Below are 23933 nucleotides of genomic sequence, written 5' to 3'. Positions count from 1 at the left end.
CTTTTTCTTTAACAAAGAAGCTCTTGAATGCTTTGCGCGATTCTGCGAGAGCCTTCTTGTATGATTTCAGTCGATGGATAAGAAAAATTACAGCGGATAAAGCGCACGCTATTGTTTTGATTGACACAAAAAGGCTTGGCAGGAATGACAGCAAGGTTGTTTTGTAGTGCTTTTTGGGTGAGTGTATCGGCATTTATGTGCGTATCTTCTAAATCAAGCCAAAAGAAAAATCCACCTTTTGGGGTATTCCATTTGACTTTGAGTGGTGCTAAATCACTCTCAAAGCTTTGCTGCATTACATCTCTTTTTGCTTTATACAAAGCAAGAATCTTAGGGAGATGGGATTCAAGATAGCCTTTTTTGCAGTATTCCAAAACAAGCTCTTGCGTGATTGCGCTTGGACAAATATCAACACTTTGTTTGAAAATTATCATTTGTCTAATAATTTCTTTTGCCCCGATAGCCCAGCCGATCCGTACAGCAGGAGAGAGGATTTTGGAGAAGCTTCCAGCATAAATGACGCGGTTATTATTATAGCTATATATAGAGTGCAAATGTTCGCCCTCATAGCGCAAATACCCATAAGGATCATCTTCTAAAATCAAAAAATCATACTCATCAGCAAGTTTGGCGATTTTTTGTCGTCTTTCTTCTGAAATAACGATTCCTGAGGGGTTTTGGAAATTCACAATACTATACAAAAGCTTTGGTGATTTGCCATTTTTTTTGAGTGTTTGCAAAGTGCTTTCGAGATCATCTATTTTGATTCCATGCTTATCAGTATCAACCGTTTGGATTTGGACTTGATGATTAGAAAAAACATTTAGCGCGGCTAAATATGTCGGATCTTCAGTGATGACAATATCTTGTGGATCAATAATACTCCAGCACAATAAATCAATAATTTGCTGCGATCCTGAAGTAATCATAATTTGGTCATTGCTTACAGCACCGCCCATTCTTGGCGCACTCCATGAGGCGATAAATTCTCGTAATTGTGGATTGCCCTCTGTGATTGAGTATTGCAGAATCTGCGCGCCTTTTGTTTTGAGGACTTCACTTCCTTGTGCGAATTCTTCGATCGGAAAGACATTTGGATCGGGCATTCCGCCTGCAAATGAGATCATATTTTCTTTGTCAAGGATTTTTAAGATCTCTCTTACAGGCGATGGGCGAGCTGATTTGGCGATGTGTGAATAGAAATGATGATAATCCATTGCATAACCTTTGAACCTTACAGAATCTAAAGCTGCAACTATAAAAAAACAATGATAAATTTTAGCTTAGCGTTGCAATACGCTTTGGGTGATTTGGGTGATATGACATACTTGATAAAATAATAATGCAATAATGCAATGCACGATAATAAGCTTTAGGAGTTAAGGATTTGTCTAGCTTGAGATTGCAATGCTTTTGGGGTGTTTGGTAATGTATCATTAATCACATCATCTAAAAGGCGTTTGAGTATCGCGCCTATTTGTGCGCCTTGTATTGTGAGATTTTCTTCTTTTGCGATTTGCTTAATCATATCGCCATTTATTGCTAACTGCGCTAAGCTCGTGCATTCATCATACAAAAGAATATCTTGAAAAAGAGATTGGAGGGTGCGTATATGATAGGGATTCTCATATATTTTGGCTTTATTTCTGCCTCCACTTTTGCTCTTATTTTTATTTTGGGCTTTCCAAAACTCTAAGAGCAGGGCAAATGATTGCGTGCTTGTGGCATGAATAATTGCTTTAATGCTTGGTTTGTTTGCTTGTATCTGTGTATCTGCATATCGCAAAAGAGTCATAATAGAATCTATTGTTTTTTTGCTATATTTGAGCGATATAAGGGTTTGCAAAGCTAGGTTTTGGCTTTGTGTGGCAGAATCTAAACTCAAAAAATACACAAATAGCCCCATACGCACTTCAAGGATTTTTGGCGCAGAATCTAAAGCCTTACACAAATCCTCAAAATGCGGATTGTTTGGGGTAGCAAGATTGGGTAATAATGGACAAAGTGTGCGAAATACAAAAAAAAACTCTCTGAATACTTCAGAAACAAAATCTCCTAATAAGGTTTTATTAAATTCTATTTGGACGCGCTCTTTTGGGCATTTGATAAGGGTATGATAAAGCGAAAAAATAGCTTGCTTAGTATGCTGCTCGATATGAAAAAAACAAGGCAAACTCGCGCTAAAACGCAAAGCCCTTAAAATTCTTAGACAATCTTCTTCAAATCGCTTACTAGGATCGCCTACACAGCGGATAATGCGCGCTTTTAAATCAGATTCTCCTTGAAAAAAATCAAAAAACATATCGCGTGTGGGACTATAGGCTAGGGCATTGATACTAAAATCTCTTCTACTCAAATCTTTCTCCAAGCTCAAAACAAAGCACACATCATCAGGGTGTCTTAAATCGCTATATCGCCCATCGATTCTAAAAGTCGTAACCTCGATGATTTGAGGTTTAGGCTTATGGGCTGTGCTATGATGGGCTTGCAAGTTTTTGCAAGTTTTTTTGTGTGTATTTGTGTGTGTTTGTGTGTGCTGCGTGCGTGGATTATGGATTCTGATTGTGCCATATTTTATACCCATTGTAAAAATGCGAAAATGCGTATAGAATCTAAACACTTCAATCACTTCAGAAGGGGTCGCATTTGTCGCGATGTCCCAATCTTTTGGGGTGATATGAAGCAGACTATCTCGCACACAACCCCCGACAATATATGCTTCAAAGCCATGAGATTCTAGGATATTGATAATATCAAGCACTTCTTGTGGAGTGCGTATGTGATGTGTTGTTTTTGCCATGTTGTGGTTGTGCCATTTATTTTTCTGATATTATATAATTTTTAAAATTTAATCGATATAAAAGGTGGATCATTATAGAATAAAGCTATTTTTTTAGATTTGGAGGCAGATTATGAGAACCGAACAAATAGTGGCTAAAGCCCTTGAACAAGTAAATAACGATAGATATATTTTGTCAAATATAGTTTTTAAACGCGTCAAACAACTGACAAATGGAGCGGAGATTCTCGTTGATGCAAATAGAAAAACAGAAAAACTCTCTGATATTGCATTGCGCGAAATCGCAGAAGGTAAATTGACCTTAGAGAGAATCGAAGAGAGCATCAATCATTAGGATAACTTTTGGAAATTTTTAATACTATCCAAAAAATAAAGAGTTTCACGCAAGCAAAAGAGTTTTTGGCGTCTTTATGTGAAATCACCCCAGATATTCAAAAAGCCATACTTTGCGCTCAAACAAACCACGAAGGGCAGTTTCGCAAAACAGGCGAACCATATATCGTCCATCCTCTTTGTGTGGCTTGTTTAGTGGCTTTTTATGGGGGTGATGAGGCGATGATTTGCGCTTCTTTGTTGCATGATGTTGTTGAGGATACAAAATGTGATTTAGATGAGGTGAGAAAGGAGTTTGGAGAAGGGGTTGCTTTATTGGTTGATGCATTGACAAAGATTGATGAAATACGCAAAGAAGAGCTAGGACCAAAAACTGCAAACCAACGAATGGCAGTAGCGGCACTTACTTTTCGCAAAATGCTTATCTCTGCGGTAGATGATCCGCGCGTGCTTGTGATAAAAATCAGCGATAGATTGCATAATATGCTAACTCTTGAGGGATTAAGAGAGGAGAAGCGGCAAAGAATAGCCAAAGAAACGCTTGTCGTATATGCTCCAATCTCGCATAGACTCGGTATCTCTAGTATTAAAAATGAATTAGAAGACAAAAGTTTTTTGTATATTTTTCCGCAAGAATATCACAAGATTCAAGACTATATCAAGCAAAATAATCAGTCTTTTTCGCTCAAGCTCAATGATTTTGCACGCAAGATCCAAGAGCTTATGCTAAAAAATGGATTTGAAGAGAATGATTTTCAGCTTGAAAGCAGAATCAAGCGACCATATTCTATCTATCTCAAAATGCAAAGAAAAGGCATAGGCATAGATGAGATTCTGGACTTATTGGCGATTCGTATTTTGGTTAAAAACCCACTTGATTGCTATAAAGTTCTAGGCATTATTCATCTTGAGTTTAAGCCTATTGTATCGCGGTTTAAGGATTATATAGCCCTGCCAAAAGAAAACGCATACCAAACAATCCATACGACGATTTTTGATAAATCATCAGTATTTGAGATACAAATCCGCACTTTTAGTATGCATAAAAACGCAGAATTCGGTGTGGCAGCGCATTGGAAGTATAAAAACATAGGCATTGTGCCAAGCCTTGAGTGGCTTCATAATCTCCAATACCAAAATAATGACATTGAGGAATTTTATGAGCTTGCTAAAAATGATTTGTATCGCGAAGATATTGTTGTTTTTTCGCCAGACGGCGATATTTTCAATCTTCCAGCAGGAGCGATTGCGCTTGATTATGCGTATGCTATACATAGCGAGCTTGGCGATAAAGCAAAAACTGCTTATATCAATAACCAAAAAGCCTCATTGCTTCAAACGCTTAGAAGTGGCGATATTGTGCGGATTGTATGTGATGAGGGAGAATCTCCAAAATACACTTGGGTTGATGCAGTCAAAACCTCACGAGCCAAAAACCATCTCAGAATCCAGCTTCAAAATCGATTCAAAGAAATCGAAAAACAAGAAGCAGTCAATATTTTGGCAACGATTTTTGGCAAAGATCCTGTTATTTTTGCCCGCTATCTTTTGATTAAAGGATTTGGTATAGATTTGGTGCGATGTGTCAATGAAAAAACCTATCTGCAAGATATATGCACCAAAATCAAGCAAAGTTTTGGCGAGACAAATTTATTTGCAAAATTTAGATTCAATATGTTTAAACTTAAAGAAATTTATCTTGATAATTTTATCTTTGTAAGCAATCGCAATATTAATGGCGTGGCTTTTGATTATTGTTGTCGCCCCAAATATGGAGATAGTGTTGGTGCGATTTTGACAAACCAAAAAGCTATCATTCATCATAAATTATGCGATAAATTTAGTGCAGACATCAAAGCAAGTAATCCTGTGGTATTTGTAGAATGGGCTAAAACAAATCACAAAGCGTTTAAAGTTATTGTCGCATTAGAGGACATAAAAGGCACTCTTGCGGCATTTTTGACGCTTTTGGCAAAAGAAAACTGCAATGTCATCTCTATATCATATAGTGGCTTTGATAATAGCCAAACCTCTTCGTATTGTGAGGTTGTTTTTGAAGTCGAAAACGAAAATAAAAAATTAAAAGAAAAATTAAGCGAGAAATTCAGAATCATTGAATTTTTAAATTTCAAAGACGCATATCAAAAATAGGAATCGCATAATGAATACATCACAAACCTACACAACCCACACACATCAAGCCATGCAAGAGATTAAGCGCGGGATAAGTGAATTTATAGGAGAAGAATACATCGCTTCATTAGTTGAGCGGTTTTTTACGCGTAATGAACGTTTTATTGTTAAGGCTGGGTTTGATCCCACAGCACCGGATTTGCATTTAGGACATACAGTGCTTATCCAAAAGCTTGCTACTTTTCAGCAATATGGTGGCGATGTGAAGTTTGTGATTGGGGATTTTACTGCGACCATAGGCGATCCAAGTGGCAAAAGCCAAACGCGCAAACAATTAAGCAAAGAGGAAGTTTTAGCGAATGCAAAAACCTATCAAGATCAAGTTTTTAAGATTCTTGATCCAAAATTTACACATATATGCTTTAACTCTGAGTGGATTAATGCTTTGGGGATTGGCGGGCTTGTGCATCTTAGCTCTCACTTCTCTGTGGCAAGAATGCTTGAGCGAGATGATTTTGCAAAGCGATATGCCAAAAATTTACCAATTAGTATTATAGAATTTTTGTATCCTTTGTTGCAGGGATATGATTCTGTCGCGCTAAATTGTGATATTGAGCTTGGCGGGAATGATCAAAAATTTAATCTTCTTGTAGGCAGGAGCTTGCAGCGATCCTATGGACTCAAAAAAGAACAATCTGTTTTGACAATGCCATTGCTTGAAGGGCTTGATGGGGTTAATAAAATGAGTAAAAGTCTAGGAAATTACATCGGCGTTACAGAAAATCCTAATACAATGTATGCTAAAATAATGAGTATTTCTGATGAATTGATGTGGAGATATTATGAACTCTTAAGCTCTCAATCAATTACGGATATAAAACATATCAAACATGATGTAGAAAATGGTGTTTTACATCCAAAGTCAGCAAAAGAAAGGCTTGCTTTAGAAATAACAGCACGATTTCATTCAAAGGAACAAGCACATAATGCTAAGCAAGAATTTGATAATATATTTAGCAAAGATGAGATTCCAAGTGATATTATTTGTCTTGAATTTTCAAAAGATATTTGGATTTGCAAATTGCTTCAAGAATCAAAACTCTGCCCCTCAACTTCTCAAGCTAGACGAGATATTAACGCAGGTGCGCTCAAGATCAATAAGGAAAAGATAATGAATGAGAATCTAACATTAGGAGCTGGCGAATATATTATTCAAATTGGCAAACGTAGATTCCTAAAAGCAATTATTAAGTAAGGATTTGTAATTAATGAAGACGACTTTAAAACCATTAAAAATAGGCAAGCATACAATCAAGTTTCCGATATTTCAAGGTGGAATGGGAGTTGGGATAAGCTGGGACGAATTAGCAGGCAATGTCTCTAAAGAGGGAGCATTAGGGATTATTTCTGCTGTTGGGACAGGGTATTACAAAAAAATGCAATTTGCAGGGCGCATTGTTTCAAGCAAGCCTTTTGAGGCGATTAATTTTTATTCCAAAGTGGCGTTGAATGAGATTTTTAAAAATGCACGCAAAATCTGTGGGCAGAATCCGCTTGGTGCAAATATTTTGCATGCGATTAATGACTATGGTAGGGTTGTCAGAGATGCGTGCGAAGTGGGCGCAAATATGATTATAACAGGCGCAGGACTTCCTACAAATATGCCTGAATTTGCCAAAGATTTTCCAGATGTCGCGCTTATACCTATCGTCTCTTCTTCAAAGGCTTTGCGTATTATCTGCAAACGATGGGAAGAGCGATTTAAGCGAATTCCTGATGCTGTCGTGGTTGAGGGACCATTAAGTGGCGGACATCAAGGGTTTAAGTATGAGGACTGCTTCAAAGAGGAGTTTCAGCTTGAAAATATCGTGCCTCAAGTTGCTAAAGAATCGCAGCAATGGGGCGGGATTCCAATCATCGCAGCAGGCGGGATTTGGGATAGGCAAGATATTGATAAATTTTTAAATCTCGGTGCAAGTGGCGTGCAAATGGGGACGAGATTTTTAGGCACAAAAGAATGCGATGCAAAAGCATATCAAGAGATTTTGCCTCATATCCAAAAAGAAGATATTGAGCTTGTCAAATCGCCTGTTGGCTATCCTGCTAGAGCATTGCGTATTGGGGTATTGAAGCGCATTCAAGAAGGCAATGCACCAAAAATAAAATGTATAAGTAATTGTGTCGCACCATGTCATCGTGGTGTAGAAGCCAAAAAAGTTGGGTATTGTATCGCTGATAGTTTAGGTAAAGGACATTTAGGAGATATACGAGAGGGACTTTATTTTAGTGGAGCAAATGGCTACAAAGTCAAAAAAATCATAAGTGTAAAAGAATTGATAGAAGAGCTCACGCAAGGATAATGGTGTCGCGTCTCCTGCTGTTGTTTGTGCTTGCAGTTGTGCTAAACGCGCAAGTGCATATTACAAATTCAGTGGCATTTGGCGCAAGTAGTCTTAAGATAGTGTTTTCAGATGATATGAGTGATGTTGAGATTATCACGCGCAAAATCTCTAACACAAGCCTTTATGTCGATATAAATGCAGTGCTTGATAATGGCAAAAAGGTATATTATTTTCCAAGCCATGCTCAAATCACAATCGCGCAAAACACGCCCAAAACCACAAGAATTGTGATTGATAATGGAAATTATATGAGCCATCAGATAAAAATTATCCAAAAAAATATATATATCTCTTTTATGGATAAGATTCCAGAATCTAAACAGCCTACAACAAAGCCAACCACGACAAATCCTTCTGCTACGCAACCTCCTAGCCCAAAACAAATCACAAAACCAGCCCAATCAAATACCCCAAATCAATCCAAGTCAAATCCACAAACACAACCCAAATCAACCGCCCAATCTCAACCCAAAAACCAAACAAATACACAACCTAAATCAACTCCTAAGCCTACCCAACCCACAACTACTGCCACAAGCACTACAAGCACTAAGGCACAAAATCCACCCAAACCCGCGCCAACTCAAGTCATATCCACTTCCTCACATACCAAAAATAAATACAAAATTGTTATTGACGCAGGGCATGGAGGAAAGGATTGTGGAGCCATAGGAGAGACAAAAGTATGCGAAAAGCATATTGTCTTAAAAGTCGCGCAAGCCCTCAATAAAGAACTCAAAAAAAGAGGCTATATTACCTATATGACGCGCGATAAAGATGTGTATATCAATCTCAAAGAGCGCACAGATTTTGCAAACTCCAAAAACGCGGATTTATTTATCTCAATCCACGCAAATTCTGTGCCAAAGACTTCGAGCAAATCGCCAAAAGGTGTAGAGACATATTTTCTCTCTGCAGCAAGGAGCGATAGGGCTAGAGATGTCGCCGAGCAGGAGAACAAAGATGATATTGATGTGATGAATTTTTTTTCAAAGCAAACTTTTTTGAATTCGCTAAATTCTCATCGCTTGCTTGCTTCAAATAAGCTTGCAATCGATATTCAATACGGAATCTTAAATGAATTAAAAAAAAATTATCAAGGAATTGTTGATGGCGGGGTAAGGGAAGGTCCTTTTTGGGTTTTGGCAGGCGCATTAATGCCTTCGGTATTGGTAGAAATAGGGTATAATTCTAACCCAATAGAATCAGTCAGGCTCAATGATGAAAAATATCAAAGATTTTTGGCAATCGGGATCGCAAATGGTGTCGATGGATTTATCGCAAAGAATTATTAGGATTGTTTTATGAATATCTCAAGCAATATTTCTAGTAGAGTCGTGTTTTCATCAATTTTTTTCTTTATGGCAATTTTTGTCTTTTTGTCTTTGATTGTCTCGAGTTTGAGCGATACTTTCGCGCAGCTTTTTTTGGTATTTTCTGCGCCATATCGGGCGTATGATTTTGTCAATAATATTTTATTGCTAGGCTGGGTGATTATGTGTGTGGTATTTGTCCTTAAATCCTTGCAAAACAATATCAATAACCTTTTTGATCGCTATTTGGCAGGCGGGATTGGGCTTATTGTTTTTATTGTGTTTATCACGCGGATTCTAGGTAATCACGCCACAGAAACGATCAATATCACTTATGGTTTGAGTAATAAATTAAGCGGGATTTTTTTAGATAATTTATTGCTTATTTGTGTGTTTATTTTGTTGTATATCTTTTTTATATTGTGTCCGTTGTTGCTTGGGGCGTTGAAGTGGAGGCTCAATATTTTTAATAAATGGGGAGAGCGACTTGAATTTTATAAGCCATCGCTTAATGTCTCGTTGTTTATGTTGTTTGCGTGCGGGATTCAGCCATTTTATGACAAAAACAATTTATGGCTATATCTGGATTTATGGACTTTTTATGTTGGGCTACTGCTTTTAGTGATTATGCTTTATCGCGACAATAAAGCATTTGGATTCTATGAATATGCAAATGTATTGTGGCTGATTATTGGGGTGTTGATTTTTATTTTTTCATCAAAGGTGATTTCTCAAACCAATTACAATACCACACGAATGATTTTTATCATCATCGCTCTTATGGGCTGGTGTGGAGACTGGATGAGCGCAAGTATGCAAAGAGAATCCAAACCCAAACAAAATCCAAAATGGCAGAATCTAAAAAAACAGAATCCAAAAATGCAAGATATACAGAATCTAAATAATCAAGAGCAGAATCTCAAAAAGCTAGATTCTGGTAATAAAAATATATTTCATATATTGAAGAGGAAAAAATGAAGATTGTATTTGTGTGTCTTGGAAACATTTGTCGCTCGCCATTGGCTGAAGGGATAGCAAAGCACTTGTATAGCGGCGATAAGCTTGTCTTTAGCTCGGCTGGGACTTCAGGATTTCATAATGGTGAGAGTGTAGATTCTCGATCGATTGCAGTGGCTAAGGCGCATAATATTGACATTTCGCATTACACAAGCAAGCAAGTGAGCGTATATGGGCATAGTGATGTGGATTTGTTTGTTGCTATGGATAGACAAAATATTGCTAATCTCATACGACTTGGCTTTGAACCTCAAAAAATTAAGCTTTTGGGAGATTTTGGCTTGGGTGGAGTGGAGGTTATGGATCCGTATTATGCTGGGGGCGAGAGATTTGAGGAGGTGTATAAGCTCCTTGAATCAGGAATCAAAAATCTATTACAGGAGTTTGCATGAAATTATATGGAATCATAAATTGCGGAAGTGTCAAAAAAGCGATGAATTTTTTAGATTCTAGGCATATCAAATATGAATTTATCGATCTAAAAAAGCAGCCACCACATATAGATAAGATCACATCATGGGTCAAAAAAGCAGGCGTTGATGTCGTGCTTAACACAAAAGGAATGACATATAAAAAACTCTCACTTGCCAAAGAAAACCTCACACAAGAGCAAAAAATCCAAAAAATGTCTGAATTTCCACTTCTTATCAAACGCCCAGTCATCGAATACAACGAGAATCTAATCATTGGATTTGATGAAATACATTACCAAAATATCTTTGGGTAAGCAATAAAAATATGCAAAAGATATAAATAATCAACTCACGCAAAAATAAATAAATGTGAGCGAGTCAATACAAACAAAATGGAAAGGATAATCAATGAGGACAAAAAGACGTTTTTTACTTGCTACTTGCTATGTTTTGGCGAGTTATGCTTTTGTGGGTTGGGTTTTGGCAGGGTGCGCAAAACACACCACGACAAAAATTCCACAAGATTTAACAGAACTCTCTCAAGATGCGCGCGTGTATGTCTCTCAAAGCTATAAAATCTCGCAAGAGCAGAGCGCAAAGCTTGCGGAGTTGTATTTCAAGCTTTGGTCCCAGCCTTGGAATGATATGGAGATAAATCCGCACACAAATGAAGTGTTTTGGATGCTTGATAGTTTGCTTAAAAATCCTGGTTTTGGCGAGAATCTATTGCCAAATTCGCTTGATTTTACACAGCGCATTTATCAAGATATGGAGATTGATACTTATCCAAATGCCAAGACAAAAGCCATTATCGTGCGAGAATCTGATGCGCGCGCTGTGCCTACTGATAAGCCTTATTTCAAGTCAAAAGATGGCTATCCATTTGATCGTTGGCAAAATTCAAGGATTTTTGCAGGCACGCCCGTGCTGATTACGCTTTTGATAGCACAAAACAATGGGCGCATATTCAGACAAATTTCGTGTATGGCTGGGTGAGGGTTGATGATCTTGCTTATATTAGCGATGATCAAATCGCACTTCTTATGGATACAAAGCAAAGCACTACACTGCATTACATTACGCCAAATACCGATAATATAGGGCTTTATAGTCAAAAGGGTGATTTTGTAGGATTGGCTCGAATCGGACAGATTTTTAGGATTGCTACTAATCAGCCAAAATCACATCAAGACACAAAGCTTGTATATGTGTTTTCAAGAGAATCTAATGGCTCATTGCAAATCTCGTTGGCTCAAGTGAGGGATTCTGACTTTAGCGAATTTCCACAAAAGCTCACCCCTTATGCAATGGCAGAGATTCTCAATACCATGATAGGCGATAAATATGGTTGGGGTGGATATTTGGGTAATCGTGATTGCTCGGCTTTTGTGCGAGATAGCTTTGGGTATTTTGGTGTGTATTTGCCTAGGAATTCTCAAGCTCAAGCTCATTATGCAAAAAATATGATTGATTTACGCACAAAAAGTCGCGAAGAAAAAGAGCGATACATCATAGAAAACGCCACGCCATTTGCGACTATTTTATGGCTTAAGGGACATATTATGATTTATCTTGGGACATACAATAATAAAGCCATTGTCGCTCATAGTGTTTGGAGTGTCAGCACTTCTACGATATTTAGCAAAACCCAAAATATGTTTGGCGGGGTTGTGATCTCTACTTTGTATGCAGGAGCAGAAAATAATGGTAGATTCTCGCATACATTGCTAGTTGATCGGATTTTGGGAATGTCTGATTTATATATGTATATGGAGGGATTATGAGAGTTTTTTTGGGTATGGCGTTTGGTATTTGTGTGATGCTAGCAGAGATTAATGTCGTAGTGAGTGTGGCTCCGCAAGAGTATTTCATCAAAGCAATTGCCAAAGATCGGGCAAAAGTAAGCATTATGGTGCCTCAAGGAATCGTGCCAGAAACCTTTGAGCCATCGCCAAAAGAGGCGCAAATCATTCAAAAAGCGCATTTGTTTTTTGGTGTGGGAATGGATTATGAAGAAGAGTGGATAAAACGATTTAGCACGCTTAATGCGTCATTGCGCTATATCAATCTCGCTGATAAAATACTTTCCAAAAACAACGAGAACTACACAAAGAGCGATATTCACACTCATCACGATCCGCATATTTGGATCTCGCTCAATCTCGCACAAATGCAAGCACAAGAGATTTGTGATGTATTTATTAAGCTAGATTCTGCTTACAAAGACTTCTATATGCAAAATCTCAATGATTTTTTGGCGCAAATTGCAGTAATGCAGACAGATTTTAAGCAGATTTTTTTAGAATCTCATACCAAAACTTTTATTGTCATTCACCCGGGTTTTGGGTATTTAGCCAAAGAATTTGGACTTAGGGAAGTCGCTTTGGAACTTGATGGCAAAGAGACAAAGACAAAGCGACTTGATGAGATTGTGCGCCTTATCCGCAAAGAAAATATAAAGCGATTGTTTTCACAGCCGCAATTTGACCCCGCTACAATCAATCAAATCGCCTCTATGCTAGGACTAGAAGTGGTGATCTTAGATCCATTGAGAGCGGATTGGGCGGATAATATGTATGAGATCGCAAGAAAAATCGCCTATCAGTGAGCCTATCTAATGCATAAAACACAAGAGCAGATTCTAGAATTAAAAGATGTGAGCTTTTGGTATGAGAGAGAAAAAGTCTTAGAGCATATCAATCTTAAGCTATATCAAAATGATTTTTTGGCTATTATCGGACCAAATGGAGGAGGCAAAACAACGCTTATAAAGCTTATCATTGGGCTTTTAAAGCCTAAAAGCGGAGAAATCATACATTATATAGATACGCAAATTGGCTATGTGCCACAAGATACAAATCTCAATAGTGATTTTCCGATTCAAGTTATTGATGTTGTATTGATGGGGTTTTTTGAGAGAAGATGGTTTGGCTTTCGTCCAAATCCTCACCAAAAACAGCAAGCATTTGCATATCTTGAAAAGCTTGGTATCGCAAATCTTGCATACAAAAAAATGAATGAGCTTTCTGGCGGGCAAAGGCAGAGGGTTTTGATAGCTCGCGCTCTTTGTGGTGATCCAAAGCTCATCGTGCTTGATGAGCCGACTTCAAGCATTGATAAAATAATCCAAAAAGAAATCTATGAGAGTTTAAAAAAGATTAATAAGTTTCATACTATAATAGCAATCAGTCACGATATATCAGTTTTATTTGGCTATGCAAATCGGGTATTGTTTATCGATAAAAAGGCAACTTTAAGGGATATGGCACGATTGGGTGAGAGCAAAGACAATATGAGTGATTTTACTATTTTAAGTCATTTTGGTGTTGGCGATAAGGAGAAAAAATAAATGGATCATGAGAGTTTTGATGTTGTAATCATTGGTGGAGGGGTTTCTGGTTGTGCTACATTTTGGACATTGAGTGAATATAGCAATGTAAAAAGTATAGCGATTGTCGAAAAATGCAGTGATTTGGCAATGGTAAGCTCAAATGTAAGGGCAAATTCGCAAACCGTGCATGATGGATCAATAGAGACAAATTATACAGCCCAAAAAGCAAAAAAAGTCAAACTTTCTGCGCAAAAAGTCGTTAATTACGCGCTCAAGCACAATCTACAAAATAAAGTGATTTATAAAACACAAAAAATGGCGATTGGGGTTGGCGATAAAGAATGTGAATTTATACAGAAACGACATCATGAGTTTTTGGAGGTTTTTCCTGATTTGGAATGGTTTGATAAGGGGACTATCAAACAAATTGAGCCAAATATCATTTTGGGGGTAGATAGAACAAACGATAGACCTGAAAACATTGTCGGATCGGGGTATCGTGAGGCGTGGTGCGCGATGAATTTTGAAGCTTTAAGCAAGGACTTTGCAAATCGAGCTCAAGAAAAAAATCCAAACAACCAAGTTTTGCTTAATTTTTGGGTTAAAAGTATCAAGCAAAACGCACAAGATGGCTATACGCTCACTTCAAAAAGTGGTGAAGTCGTGCATGCAAAATTTGTGCTTGTCAATGCGGGCTCTTATTCGCTTGTTTTGGCTCAAACTATGCAATATGGGCTTAATTTAGGCTGTTTGCCTGTGGCTGGGAGTTTTTATTTTGTGCCAAATTTATTGCGTGGAAAAGTCTATATGGTGCAGAATCCAAAATTACCATTTGCCGCAGTGCATGGCGATCCAGATATAGGCGTGGCAAATCGCACAAGGATTGGACCTACGGCTATTGCTATGCCAAAGCTTGAGAGAAGTAAGTATTGGTTTAGCGGGATTAGCACGGATTTGGCTAAGGTGGATTTTCATAGAGAGATTTTTGGGGTATTGCTTGATCTGATAAAAGATCCAGAAATCCGCGCGTATGTGCTTAAAAATATTATTTTTGAGATTCCATTTTTTGGCAAACGCGAATTTTTAAAAGACGCAAGAAAGCTTATACCATCACTTCGAGTTGGGGATTTAGAATACGCAAAAGGCTATGGGGAAGTGCGTCCTCAAGTTGTCGATAGAAGTGCCAAAAAACTAGAGCTTGGCGAGAAAAAAATCATCACAAATAAAGGCATTACATTTAATATGACGCCATCTCCGGGGGCGACAAGTTGCCTGCAAAATGCCTATATTGATGCGTTGGAAATCACTAAATATCTCAATGCTACTTTTGATACGACAAGATTTTTGCAAGATCTCTCACCTGAAGAATTATAGTGGATTTTTTTGCTTCTTATTTTGTCCAAAATGCGCTTATTGCTTCATTTTTCCTAAGCATAAGTGCTGGGATCATCGGCTCGATTATCGTTGCAAATAAAAATGTCTTTATGGCTGGAGGCGTGGCTCATTCGGCTTTTGGCGGGGTTGGCGTGGCATTATTTTTTGGGGTTAATGCGCTATTTGGAGCGATGATTGCGGCTGTTTTGATGTCGCTTTTTATGGTGTATGCAAGCTTTAAGCATAGTGGCAGGCTTGATACTTTTATCGCTGCTTTTTGGGCGTTTGGTATGGCTGTTGGGATTATTTTTATCGATATGGCTTCAGGATACAAAATCAATATCGAGAGTTATCTTTTTGGCTCTTTGATTTTTACGACAAGGCAGGATTTGTGGTTTATCATCGGGTTTGATATTGTGCTAGTTTGTCTTGTGGCGATGTATTATCGTGAGATTCTGGGGATTTTGTATGATCAAGAGTTTTGCACTCTCAAAAATCTCAAGACACATTTTTTTATCACGATGATTTTTGTGCTGAGTTCGATTGGGATTGTTTTGGGTATGCGATCTGGTGGGTTGGTTTTGATTATCTCAATCGTATCAATACCTGCGTATATTGCGATGATGATGACAAGGAATTTCAAATGGCAGCTTGTGGTATCAACCCTTTTGTGCCTTGTGTTTATGTGGGTGGGATTTTTTATCTCATATTATTATGAGCTTGCCTCTGGTGCGTGTATCGTGCTGTGTGCTATGGGTGCATTTATCGTGGCTATGTGTATCAAATCTCTTATGCAAAGGATAAGGTATGAATAATAAAAACAACGAGAATCTTGCTCTTTCTACCGCAAAAAGAGCGATGAAAATAGTGATTTTTGTGGGAATGGTGGTTGTTGTGTTATTGATGATTAATGTCTATGTATTACTCAATCAAATCACAGCGACAGCACAAATGAGCAAAAAACTACACACAATCGAGAAAACCCTAGAATCTACTTTAAACACAACTGATACGACATCGCAAAAATAGCTTTTGTGGAGTTGTAATAGATTCTAGAATTTAGAATCTATGCAAAGCAGAATCTAGAATCTAAACTCTATTACTTGGCTTTATCACCTATAAATTCAATCGTAGCTCCGCATTTCTTGCAGTGAAATTTCTGCCCATTTTGGATTTTTTCATGGATTGTATTAAGGACATTAAAGCTGTCTTTACATTTGCATTTATACACATGCACGACTTCTTGCGAGTTAAGTAAGTCTTGGATTCTTTGTTCGTTTTCTGCGCGGTATTGTTCGATTCGCATATCTTCTTTGAGGATATGTGTGATGAGCCATTGTTCTGTGATGATGGCTAATTTTTGCTTGAAGTCATATTTTATGTTTTGGATAAGGTCGCACATATTGGCTATGATTTCTTTGTGGAGTTTTTTATGTCTTTCGATGTCAGGGTATTTGATTTGCTCCATATACGCTTCTTCGTCGTGAAAATGCTCTTTCATATAGTCAAACAATTCCGCTAGAATCTTTCTTATCTCGCCAGCATCAACTTGTTTGTATATCAGCAATCCAGCCTTATGCGCTATCTGAAATAACTTTTTATGCTGCATATCAATCATTTCATTGTGGATACTGAATTCCTCACTCCATTCTGGTAATGACATACAATCCCCCTGATCGCCTTTTTGTATATTATTATATCGCATTTTTTTCTTTTAGTTTGATATAGTTTTATTTTTTAAGACTATCTATCCGAAAAGCCAAATCTCAAATCACCTCACTTTTAGCGTCCTCATCGCATTTGCAAGAGCCAAAAGAGCCACGCCCACATCTCCAAATACCGCTTCCCAGATTGTCGCCACACCAAAAAGCCCTAGCACAATAAAAGCACCTTTTATACCAAGTGCAAAAATAATATTTTCATAAATAATAATTTTGGTTTTTTTAGCGATTTGGATACTTTTAAGAAGCGAGTGCAAAGAATTATTAAGCACGATCACATCGGCATTTTGACGACTTATATCACTTCCGCTTCCCATAGAGATCCCGACATCTGCTAATGCAAGCGTTGGTGCGTCATTTATGCCATCACCGACAAATCCTACCTTTTTGCCTGCCCTTTCTTTGAGTTCGAAAAATTTTTGAGCTTTGTCTTGCGGAAGCAAAGAATGATAATATTCACAATCAAGCTTGTTAGCGACAACTTGGCATGGATATTGCCCATCACCGCTCAAAATCACAGGCTGTATATGCATTTTTTTAAGTTTATCGATCACCTCAAGTGCTTCATCTTTGAGCTCATCGGCGATGAGAATGTAGCCAATATAGTTTTTATCGACACTGATATGTATAACGCTACCTTGCACATCGCAGGTATTATGCGCGATATTAAATTTATGCAAAATCTTATCATTTCCAGCCAGAATCTCATGATTATCACAAACCGCCCTCACGCCAAGCCCGGATAATTCCTCAAACTCGCTGATATGGTGAGAATGTGCTAGTTTTTGGTATTCGTTTTTGATAGATTGTGCGATAGGGTGGGTTGATAGATTCTGCGCACATAGTGCGTAGCCTAGCACATCAGCATTTGTGTATGGGGCTTGAGGGATCACTTCTACAACCTTAAACACACCTTTTGTCAGCGTGCCTGTTTTGTCAAATCCTATAAGTGAGAGCTGACTTAATGCTTCTAAGAAATTTGAGCCTTTGATAAGCACACCGCGTTTGCTTGATGCTGCTAATCCACCAAAATACCCGATAGGCACAGAAATCACAAGCGCGCAAGGACAGCTCACCATAAGCACAACAAGCGCGCGATAAATCCAAGTATTCCAATCTTGCCCAAGTGCCAATGGTGGCAAAATCGCGATAATAACGGCAATAAGCAATACAATAGGCGTATAATAGCGCGCAAAAGTCGTAATGAAATTTTCAGTTTGGGATTTTTGCGTGGTCGCGTTTTGGATAAGTTCTGTGATTTTGGCGATTTGGCTTTTTTCAAAAGGGCGCGATACTTTAAGCTTTATCGCTTTGCCTAGAGCGATACTTCCGGCTAAGACTTCTTGATTTTGGTATGCTTGCATAGGTAGAGATTCTCCATTGAGCGCAGAGCAGTCAAGGCTTGCCTCCTCATCAAGTAGCACGCTATCTGTTGGCACCATTTCGCCGGCATATACGATGATCTCATCATTTGTTTGAAGCTCATTTGGCGCGACATCACTTAGTGTGGCGGTTTTAGATTCTGTGATTTTGTGCGCTTTTGGCGGTGCGAAATTCGAGAGGGCATTGATTGATTCTTTTGAGCGATTGAGGCTTAGATTCTGCAAGTATTCGCCAGCAGAGAAAAAAAGCATAATACTTACTGCCTCTTCCCACGCATCGATACCAAAAGCCGCGATACTTGCGACAAGCATTAAGAGATTTTCATCAAAAAATTCTTTTTTCCTAAAGCTCCTATACGCACCCTTAAAGACCTCTCTACCTGCGATAAGATAAATCACAATCCAAAGAGCCTTGCATATCATAATCCATATTTCAGTGTTGTTTGGTAGCTTTGGAATGTAATAATGACTCGCGCACAAACTCAAAACAAACACTACAATAAGCCCGACAAGTAGCCAAAATTCAGCATTAAGATACCAGAATCTTGAGTTGTTTTCTGGGGTTGTATTTGTCGCATTTTCCATATTTTCATAATTATTTTTATTGCTTTCATCTTGACATTCAAAGATCTGCACCTTAGGCTCAAGCTTAGCGATTTTGTCTTTGACACTTTGTATATCCGCGCAATCAATCTGCAAAATATTTGTCGCAAACGAGATTCTCACTTCTTTGACGCCTTGTAGATTCTGCAATTCATGCTCGAGTTTATTTGCGCAATTTGCGCAATCAAGATTGGTGATTTTGTAATATTTCATTTCAAATCCTCTAACTTTCAAAATTTAAATTTTTTACGCTCACTTCTGTTTGCATAGATTCTAGTTTTATGTCATTTTTGTCGTCATCACAAAGCCCTTTAGGGCTGTGGCAATCCATACGATAAGTTTTAGATTCTAGATTACTTCATCCTATCGTCCTCACAATGACAAGCCTACCTTATCATTGCCACGCAAATTTATAAAAATTTGCGTGGCAATCCACTTTGATTCTAGATTTCACAAAAAGCAGAATCCACAATCCACCTTGCTTACTCATTAGTATTTACCATAGATTTTACCACCGATAGCCAAGCGAAGCAGTATAGATAAATAGCCCACCAAGTCCGCCAGAGTGATATAGCGAGCTCATCGATTGCTTGAAAGTCCAGCTTCCTGCAAGCCCGAAGTCAAACCCCCTGAGATTAAACTTTGCGCCCGCACCCACCATATACCCATCAGAATCCGGAATCCCGACTTTATCTTGCGGGCTAGGCGCAGCATCATAGGCTGTGCTTGCCATAAGGCGCATATTTTTACTCTTATAAGTGAGCCCGAGTCGGAATGTATTTGTATCCCTCCAGCCCGCACCCATATTACTCACCACGCCAAAATCTGCGATTCCTACCATTTGCTTTAATGTCTCAGAGCTAAACACATCTTTGAGTGCGACAAGCCCACTTAAGCCCGTATAAGTGGCGTTTTCAAAATCCGGCGTAACATTGAATTTCCACCCACGACTCCAAAATGTCCGCTCATACACGCCCTCAATCCGCAGCCTTTTGTCAAACACTTCTTGCGCGTAGGCAAGGGCTAGGATCTCTGGCATTTGCACTGCGATATTGAGATTTGCCGTTGTAAGCACATTTCCCATAGCCCCGCCTACATAAGTGAGCGCCTCGACTTTGCCTGCCATATCAAACTTCACAGGCGAGTTATACACCACACTTAGCATACCATTATCAAACACTCTAAGCGAGGCAGAGAGGCGGAATCCGGTTGAGAGATCCTTGCCTTCAGATTTTTGATAAACTTTAGAAGTGCCAAAAAGGTTTGTTTTCTCCCCATCGACATTGCCCATCAATACACCCCAATTTACGCACTCCACGCCATTTGTATTGCAACCAGGGATTATAAGACTTGAACTCAATGTACCAAGTTTGTTAAGAATTGGTCCTATTTGATTTTTTATGGATTCTGGTATAAGCGCATTTACAGCTTCGGGGTGCTTGGCAAGATTGATAATTTGTTCTTGATTAAGTGAAATCCCACCTCCTTCTTTGTCAAGTGGCACATAGACGACATTATTAAATTTCCCCATCGCATACATTACACGATAGCCAAATCCAAAAGAGAGGCGGTTATTAATCGTATAGGAGACACTAGGGTTTGCCTCTACCATCATGATAAACACATCTTGTAAAAATTCCCCACCCTTACCTGCCCACTGCATAGCAAGCCCAGAGCTAGCTACAAAGCTCCCGCCAAAGGTGATGCCGTGCATCGTGCGGGATTTATAAAACATCTTTGGCACTACTAGGGCGGTATCACCGGTGCCACCGGTTACAATTTGAGAGTCTGGGGTAGAGTGCTCTAGGATAATGGGTTTAAACAAATCATTTAAAGAATCAAAAATACCAGCGCCTAATTTGATTAAACCTTCTATATCCATTTTGCCCAAAGGTCCCAAATCAATAACTGGGTTTTTATTAAATTGCAGTGTTGTCTTCGAATACAACCCTTGATTAGTCGTGGCGACATCGAAGTTAAAGCCGGGGATATTGATAAGGCTTGTGGCTAGCTCAAACTCGCTTTTGTTCTCACCCCAATCATTTTCAAACCCCATATTTGCGGGATTATAATAACTCGCATCAGCACCCCTCGCACCCGCGATATACGCAGAGCTTAGTGCTGTGGCATTGAGGCTTTGCTCTTGGATTTTGAAGCCATTAGCATAAAGAGACTGCGCGCAAAGCATAATAAATAACAAAGAAGCAAAAAAACTAAAATATCTTCTCAAATATCCTCTCATTATCGCTCACAATCGCTTACGCATCTTTAGAAAATCTTAAAAATTGTCATTATAACAAAAATAAAAAAAACGCGGGTTAAAATGTGCGTCATTGCAAACAAAGTGAAGCGATTTGTAATATACAATGTCATTTTTAGGCATTAAGCGTGAGTGTTGCCGTGAGTGTTGCAATGTTAGGTAATAAATATAGAAATTTTATCGTCATTGCAAGCAAGGTTTATCCTTGCGTGGCAATCCATAAGAATCTAAAAAATTTAGATTCTCATAATTTTGAATTCTTATGTGTAGAATCTAACCTGATTTGCTTTGTAATTTTTTATGTTTTTCTTTTTAAGGAGTGGATTGCCACGACTTCCTAGCGGAAGTCTCGCAATGACGATAAAGATAGATTCTATGGAGACACAAGGAGCGTGTAAAAAATTCTCTATTTTTAGCTTATTTTTGTGGTTTTGCGAGTTTGGCGCAAGACAAAACCAAGTGAGTCGCACTTGTGCGTGCGTCGCCAAAATAATACAAGATAAGCCCTAAACGAAGCAATCCGCAAAAAGAAGCAAAAAGAGAGGATTTAGCTCTTATGGAAACTAGATTCTAGAATCTCTTTTGCTTGCGCTATATCTTGTCGTATTTGCGCTTTAAGCGTTTGGAGATCTGAGAAGTGGCGGTTGTCGCGGATTTTTTTGAGAAAAGTAATGCGTATGGAATGTTTGTGTGGTATGTGGGCTTTGCCTATGATGTGCGTTTCGATTGCAAATTGCTTGTCTGTGCTTAGGCGATTGCCGATGAAGCTCACGCTCATCTCATCATCAGTGAGGCTTGCATATACGCCGCTAGAGGGTAGGACATAGCCAGATGTTTGGATATTGAGTGTGGCAAATAGCTTTTGGCTTGCCAAGCCTTGACCTTTGATGGCTTCGCCTTTGATTGTGTAGTTCCAGCCAAGCATGGCATTGCTTATAGCGATGTCGCCATGTCGGATTAGATCTTTAATCGTGCTTGAGTGCAGGGGGATTTCATTGTATTTGACTTGTGGAATGATTATAACTCTGCCTTTGAAAAAATTTGCTATATCATTTCCGCTAAAGCCACGATTATGTCCGAATCGAAAATCATAGCCCACGACAATGGTTTCTAGCTTTGGAAGTAGCTCTAAAAGCATAGCGATAAATGCGCTACCTTCAAGGTGCTTGATAGATTCTAGCTCTAAGAGATAGAGATTGGGGTAGGTGTTTTTGAGGCGCAAAAAGCGATCATTTATTGAAGTAAGGAAGTCTTTGGTGTGGTTGTCAATGATAATTATCGCGCTATTTTCGCGCAGAGAATCAAGGATTTGTTGGTGTCCTAAGTGGATTCCATCAAATTTGCCTATCGCGATATTTGTGATGTTATTGTTTTTTGGTATGGATAAAAAATTCTTCATTGCCTTCTTTTCCTTTCAGGGTTGATGGTGTGATAGTAAGGATTCTAAAGCCTTGAGTTTGGATAAATTTGCATAATGTAGCGAGTGTGTCATCTATGAGTTTTCTATCTTGCACGACTCCTTTTTTGTTTCGTTTGGTGCCTTTGCCTACTTCAAATTGAGGCTTAAAAAGCAAGATCATCTCATCGCTTAGGGTTTGGAGCGCGTCAAAGATTTTGCTTATCTCTATGAAGCTCACATCACACACAAGCAAGTCAAATTGAACATAACTATTATTTTCGTGTGTACGCGCTTGCGTGATTGTTTTTGGGGTCATTTGTGGATTTATTTGTGCGTGCGTCTTTGCAAAATCCCTAATATCGCAATGTTCATAAACTTTTACATTTGGATTCTGCCTTAAAAGTGGGTGGAGCTGATTACTTCCTACATCAATACTCCAAACTTCGCGCGCGCCATATTCAAGCAGAATCTGTGTGAATCCACCTCGCGCCGCGCCGACATCTATCGCTTTGAAATGCTGCTTTTTGAAGTCAATCTCATCAAAAAACCCTTTGAGTTTGTAAGCTGCCCTTGAGACATAGTGTGGCTCTAGGATTGTGATTTGAGGGGTAGAATCTAGCGAGACTTCAAATGAAGGCTTTTGTGTTATTGTGCCATTTAGCTCTATAATGCGCGATTGTATGGCTTCTTTTGCCTTCTGCCGACTATCAAATAAGCCACATTCCACCAAAAAAACATCAAGTCGCATTAAAAGATTTGGAAAGGTATTTTTTTGATACTAAAGTCAAATTTAAGTGGCGTCTCATCATAGATAATGTTAAGCCCGATTTTTTCTGTATCGATTATGTTTGTTTTTTGGAATGCAACAAGATAGCATGAAGACCATTTGTTTGTAGGGCTTAGCACAGAGTCGTATTCATTTGGTTTGATTTGGCGTATATATAGTGGCTCTAAAAATGGCTTTGTGCTTGCGTTTGTGCCTGCAATAGCAGAATCTATTATAGAATTATCAGAATCTATGGAGTTATTATTAGCATTGTTTGTTGTGAGCTGAAAGTGGATTCTTTTAAGATTGATTGGCTCGTGATTTGGCGTGTAGATTTCGACAAAAAAATATTCAAGATTCTGATAAAAAGAGTTTTCGATTTCATTGAGATAAGTCGCAAGAAAAAGTATCTCGACTTTATTATCATTGATAATTTCGGCTTTTCGTGTGGCTTGGATTTTTTTTTCTTCAAGCACGCTTGGGTGTAGATTTTGCTGGAGATAATTGCTACAACTGCTTAAAAAAATCGCAAACAACAATGCTAGAAAAAATCTCAAAAAATCCCCCTGCGCTTACTTAAAAGTCATTTGTCTTAAAATGTCTTAAATTATTTCTATTGATGTTTTGGTTTAGAATCAGAAATTAAGCTAGCATTATAACTCATACTTAAGTAAATATATATTAAG

General features: G+C 38.4%; 24 protein-coding genes. 16 read left to right on the top strand and 8 right to left on the bottom strand.

Annotated features, from left to right (window positions below):
• Positions 1-8: 8 nt before the first annotated feature.
• Both DY109_RS07360 and DY109_RS07355 read right to left on the bottom strand, forming a co-directional pair.
• The gene (locus DY109_RS07360) at positions 9-1217 is read right to left on the bottom strand and encodes an aminotransferase-like domain-containing protein (protein WP_023949377.1); all 1209 of its coding nucleotides are present in this window, start codon (positions 1215-1217) and stop codon (positions 9-11) included.
• A gap of 155 nt (positions 1218-1372) precedes the next feature.
• Positions 1373-2800: a CCA tRNA nucleotidyltransferase gene (locus DY109_RS07355; RefSeq protein ID WP_023949379.1), complete on the bottom strand. Its 1428-nt coding sequence runs from the start codon at positions 2798-2800 to the stop codon at positions 1373-1375.
• Between the two features lie 112 nt (positions 2801-2912).
• Between DY109_RS07355 and DY109_RS07350 the strand changes: the two genes are divergently transcribed.
• From DY109_RS07350 to DY109_RS07285, 15 genes are all read left to right on the top strand, one after another.
• Positions 2913-3134 (top strand): DNA-directed RNA polymerase subunit omega, encoded by a 222-nt coding sequence (locus DY109_RS07350; protein ID WP_023949381.1) that lies wholly within the window; start codon positions 2913-2915, stop codon positions 3132-3134.
• Between the two features lie 8 nt (positions 3135-3142).
• On the top strand, positions 3143-5284 hold the full coding sequence (locus tag DY109_RS07345) for a RelA/SpoT family protein (RefSeq protein WP_023949382.1): 2142 nt from the start codon (positions 3143-3145) through the stop codon (positions 5282-5284).
• Positions 5285-5294: 10 nt separating this feature from the next.
• A complete protein-coding gene (gene tyrS, locus DY109_RS07340; protein ID WP_023949383.1) occupies positions 5295-6521 on the top strand; it encodes a tyrosine--tRNA ligase in 1227 nt (408 codons plus the stop codon).
• Positions 6522-6534: 13 nt separating this feature from the next.
• Entirely contained in the window at positions 6535-7626 is a 1092-nt protein-coding gene (locus DY109_RS07335; RefSeq protein ID WP_023949384.1) for a nitronate monooxygenase, read from the top strand.
• Positions 7626-8963, top strand: coding sequence for an N-acetylmuramoyl-L-alanine amidase family protein (locus DY109_RS07330; RefSeq protein WP_034550263.1), 1338 nt, complete (start codon positions 7626-7628; stop codon positions 8961-8963). The genes DY109_RS07335 and DY109_RS07330 overlap by 1 nt, the downstream gene beginning before the upstream one ends.
• 9 nt (positions 8964-8972) lie before the next feature.
• Positions 8973-9959 (top strand): hypothetical protein, encoded by a 987-nt coding sequence (locus tag DY109_RS07325; RefSeq protein WP_023949386.1) that lies wholly within the window; start codon positions 8973-8975, stop codon positions 9957-9959.
• On the top strand, positions 9956-10390 hold the full coding sequence (locus DY109_RS07320; protein ID WP_023949387.1) for a low molecular weight protein-tyrosine-phosphatase: 435 nt from the start codon (positions 9956-9958) through the stop codon (positions 10388-10390). Before DY109_RS07325 ends, DY109_RS07320 begins: the two co-directional genes overlap by 4 nt.
• Entirely contained in the window at positions 10387-10725 is a 339-nt protein-coding gene (locus tag DY109_RS07315) for a Spx/MgsR family RNA polymerase-binding regulatory protein (protein WP_023949388.1), read from the top strand. Before DY109_RS07320 ends, DY109_RS07315 begins: the two co-directional genes overlap by 4 nt.
• Before the next feature lie 94 nt (positions 10726-10819).
• On the top strand, positions 10820-11407 hold the full coding sequence (locus tag DY109_RS12045) for an NlpC/P60 family N-terminal domain-containing protein (RefSeq protein ID WP_244916662.1): 588 nt from the start codon (positions 10820-10822) through the stop codon (positions 11405-11407).
• Complete coding sequence (locus DY109_RS12040; RefSeq protein WP_244916661.1) at positions 11302-12195, top strand: NlpC/P60 family protein; 894 nt, start codon at positions 11302-11304, stop codon at positions 12193-12195. The genes DY109_RS12045 and DY109_RS12040 overlap by 106 nt, the downstream gene beginning before the upstream one ends.
• Positions 12192-13019 carry a metal ABC transporter solute-binding protein, Zn/Mn family gene (locus DY109_RS07305; protein WP_023949390.1) on the top strand — a complete coding sequence of 276 codons (828 nt, stop codon included), beginning with the start codon at positions 12192-12194 and terminating at the stop codon, positions 13017-13019. The genes DY109_RS12040 and DY109_RS07305 overlap by 4 nt, the downstream gene beginning before the upstream one ends.
• A gap of 9 nt (positions 13020-13028) precedes the next feature.
• A complete protein-coding gene (locus DY109_RS07300) occupies positions 13029-13760 on the top strand; it encodes a metal ABC transporter ATP-binding protein (protein ID WP_023949392.1) in 732 nt (243 codons plus the stop codon).
• A complete protein-coding gene (locus DY109_RS07295) occupies positions 13761-15116 on the top strand; it encodes an FAD-dependent oxidoreductase (RefSeq protein WP_023949393.1) in 1356 nt (451 codons plus the stop codon).
• Positions 15116-15931 carry a metal ABC transporter permease gene (locus tag DY109_RS07290; RefSeq protein ID WP_023949394.1) on the top strand — a complete coding sequence of 272 codons (816 nt, stop codon included), beginning with the start codon at positions 15116-15118 and terminating at the stop codon, positions 15929-15931. The genes DY109_RS07295 and DY109_RS07290 overlap by 1 nt, the downstream gene beginning before the upstream one ends.
• Entirely contained in the window at positions 15924-16145 is a 222-nt protein-coding gene (locus DY109_RS07285; protein WP_023949395.1) for a DUF5408 family protein, read from the top strand. The genes DY109_RS07290 and DY109_RS07285 overlap by 8 nt, the downstream gene beginning before the upstream one ends.
• 70 nt (positions 16146-16215) lie before the next feature.
• Here the strand turns inward: DY109_RS07285 and DY109_RS07280 are convergent, their stop codons facing one another.
• From DY109_RS07280 to DY109_RS07270, 3 genes are all read right to left on the bottom strand, one after another.
• Positions 16216-16821 (bottom strand): bacteriohemerythrin, encoded by a 606-nt coding sequence (locus DY109_RS07280; protein WP_023949396.1) that lies wholly within the window; start codon positions 16819-16821, stop codon positions 16216-16218.
• A gap of 66 nt (positions 16822-16887) precedes the next feature.
• A complete protein-coding gene (locus DY109_RS07275) occupies positions 16888-19035 on the bottom strand; it encodes a heavy metal translocating P-type ATPase (RefSeq protein ID WP_023949397.1) in 2148 nt (715 codons plus the stop codon).
• A gap of 295 nt (positions 19036-19330) precedes the next feature.
• Positions 19331-21010 carry an OmpP1/FadL family transporter gene (locus DY109_RS07270; protein ID WP_034550310.1) on the bottom strand — a complete coding sequence of 560 codons (1680 nt, stop codon included), beginning with the start codon at positions 21008-21010 and terminating at the stop codon, positions 19331-19333.
• Between the two features lie 396 nt (positions 21011-21406).
• Here DY109_RS07270 and DY109_RS07265 point away from each other — a divergent pair, with 396 nt between their 5' ends.
• Positions 21407-21592 carry a hypothetical protein gene (locus DY109_RS07265; RefSeq protein WP_034550267.1) on the top strand — a complete coding sequence of 62 codons (186 nt, stop codon included), beginning with the start codon at positions 21407-21409 and terminating at the stop codon, positions 21590-21592.
• A gap of 37 nt (positions 21593-21629) precedes the next feature.
• Here the strand turns inward: DY109_RS07265 and DY109_RS07260 are convergent, their stop codons facing one another.
• Genes DY109_RS07260 through DY109_RS07250 form a run of 3 tightly spaced genes read right to left on the bottom strand, consistent with a single transcriptional unit; the run spans position 21630 to position 23804 of the window.
• Entirely contained in the window at positions 21630-22481 is an 852-nt protein-coding gene (locus DY109_RS07260) for a bifunctional riboflavin kinase/FAD synthetase (protein ID WP_023949403.1), read from the bottom strand.
• Positions 22447-23229, bottom strand: coding sequence for a TlyA family RNA methyltransferase (locus DY109_RS07255; RefSeq protein ID WP_023949405.1), 783 nt, complete (start codon positions 23227-23229; stop codon positions 22447-22449). The genes DY109_RS07260 and DY109_RS07255 overlap by 35 nt, the downstream gene beginning before the upstream one ends.
• Complete coding sequence (locus tag DY109_RS07250) at positions 23229-23804, bottom strand: hypothetical protein (protein ID WP_051404667.1); 576 nt, start codon at positions 23802-23804, stop codon at positions 23229-23231. Before DY109_RS07250 ends, DY109_RS07255 begins: the two co-directional genes overlap by 1 nt.
• Between the last annotated feature and the right edge of the window lie 129 nt (positions 23805-23933).

Source organism: Helicobacter fennelliae (assembly GCF_900451005.1).
Classification (GTDB): Bacteria; Campylobacterota; Campylobacteria; order Campylobacterales; family Helicobacteraceae; genus Helicobacter_B; species Helicobacter_B fennelliae.
This window is presented reverse-complemented; position numbering and strand designations above follow the sequence as displayed.

What these genes read in the sequence shown, in the direction of transcription:
- DY109_RS07360 (WP_023949377.1), bottom strand. Translation starts at nt 1,217, where the DNA reads ATGGATTATCATCATTTCTATTCACACATCGCCAAATCAGCTCGCCCA.
- DY109_RS07355 (WP_023949379.1), bottom strand. Translation starts at nt 2,800, where the DNA reads ATGGCAAAAACAACACATCACATACGCACTCCACAAGAAGTGCTTGAT.
- DY109_RS07350 (WP_023949381.1), top strand. Translation starts at nt 2,913, where the DNA reads ATGAGAACCGAACAAATAGTGGCTAAAGCCCTTGAACAAGTAAATAAC.
- tyrS (WP_023949383.1), top strand. Translation starts at nt 5,295, where the DNA reads ATGAATACATCACAAACCTACACAACCCACACACATCAAGCCATGCAA.
- DY109_RS07335 (WP_023949384.1), top strand. Translation starts at nt 6,535, where the DNA reads ATGAAGACGACTTTAAAACCATTAAAAATAGGCAAGCATACAATCAAG.
- DY109_RS07330 (WP_034550263.1), top strand. Translation starts at nt 7,626, where the DNA reads ATGGTGTCGCGTCTCCTGCTGTTGTTTGTGCTTGCAGTTGTGCTAAAC.
- DY109_RS07325 (WP_023949386.1), top strand. Translation starts at nt 8,973, where the DNA reads ATGAATATCTCAAGCAATATTTCTAGTAGAGTCGTGTTTTCATCAATT.
- DY109_RS07320 (WP_023949387.1), top strand. Translation starts at nt 9,956, where the DNA reads ATGAAGATTGTATTTGTGTGTCTTGGAAACATTTGTCGCTCGCCATTG.
- DY109_RS07315 (WP_023949388.1), top strand. Translation starts at nt 10,387, where the DNA reads ATGAAATTATATGGAATCATAAATTGCGGAAGTGTCAAAAAAGCGATG.
- DY109_RS12045 (WP_244916662.1), top strand. Translation starts at nt 10,820, where the DNA reads ATGAGGACAAAAAGACGTTTTTTACTTGCTACTTGCTATGTTTTGGCG.
- DY109_RS07305 (WP_023949390.1), top strand. Translation starts at nt 12,192, where the DNA reads ATGAGAGTTTTTTTGGGTATGGCGTTTGGTATTTGTGTGATGCTAGCA.
- DY109_RS07300 (WP_023949392.1), top strand. Translation starts at nt 13,029, where the DNA reads ATGCATAAAACACAAGAGCAGATTCTAGAATTAAAAGATGTGAGCTTT.
- DY109_RS07295 (WP_023949393.1), top strand. Translation starts at nt 13,761, where the DNA reads ATGGATCATGAGAGTTTTGATGTTGTAATCATTGGTGGAGGGGTTTCT.
- DY109_RS07285 (WP_023949395.1), top strand. Translation starts at nt 15,924, where the DNA reads ATGAATAATAAAAACAACGAGAATCTTGCTCTTTCTACCGCAAAAAGA.
- DY109_RS07280 (WP_023949396.1), bottom strand. Translation starts at nt 16,821, where the DNA reads ATGCGATATAATAATATACAAAAAGGCGATCAGGGGGATTGTATGTCA.
- DY109_RS07275 (WP_023949397.1), bottom strand. Translation starts at nt 19,035, where the DNA reads ATGAAATATTACAAAATCACCAATCTTGATTGCGCAAATTGCGCAAAT.
- DY109_RS07270 (WP_034550310.1), bottom strand. Translation starts at nt 21,010, where the DNA reads ATGCTTTGCGCGCAGTCTCTTTATGCTAATGGCTTCAAAATCCAAGAG.
- DY109_RS07260 (WP_023949403.1), bottom strand. Translation starts at nt 22,481, where the DNA reads ATGAAGAATTTTTTATCCATACCAAAAAACAATAACATCACAAATATC.
- DY109_RS07255 (WP_023949405.1), bottom strand. Translation starts at nt 23,229, where the DNA reads ATGCGACTTGATGTTTTTTTGGTGGAATGTGGCTTATTTGATAGTCGG.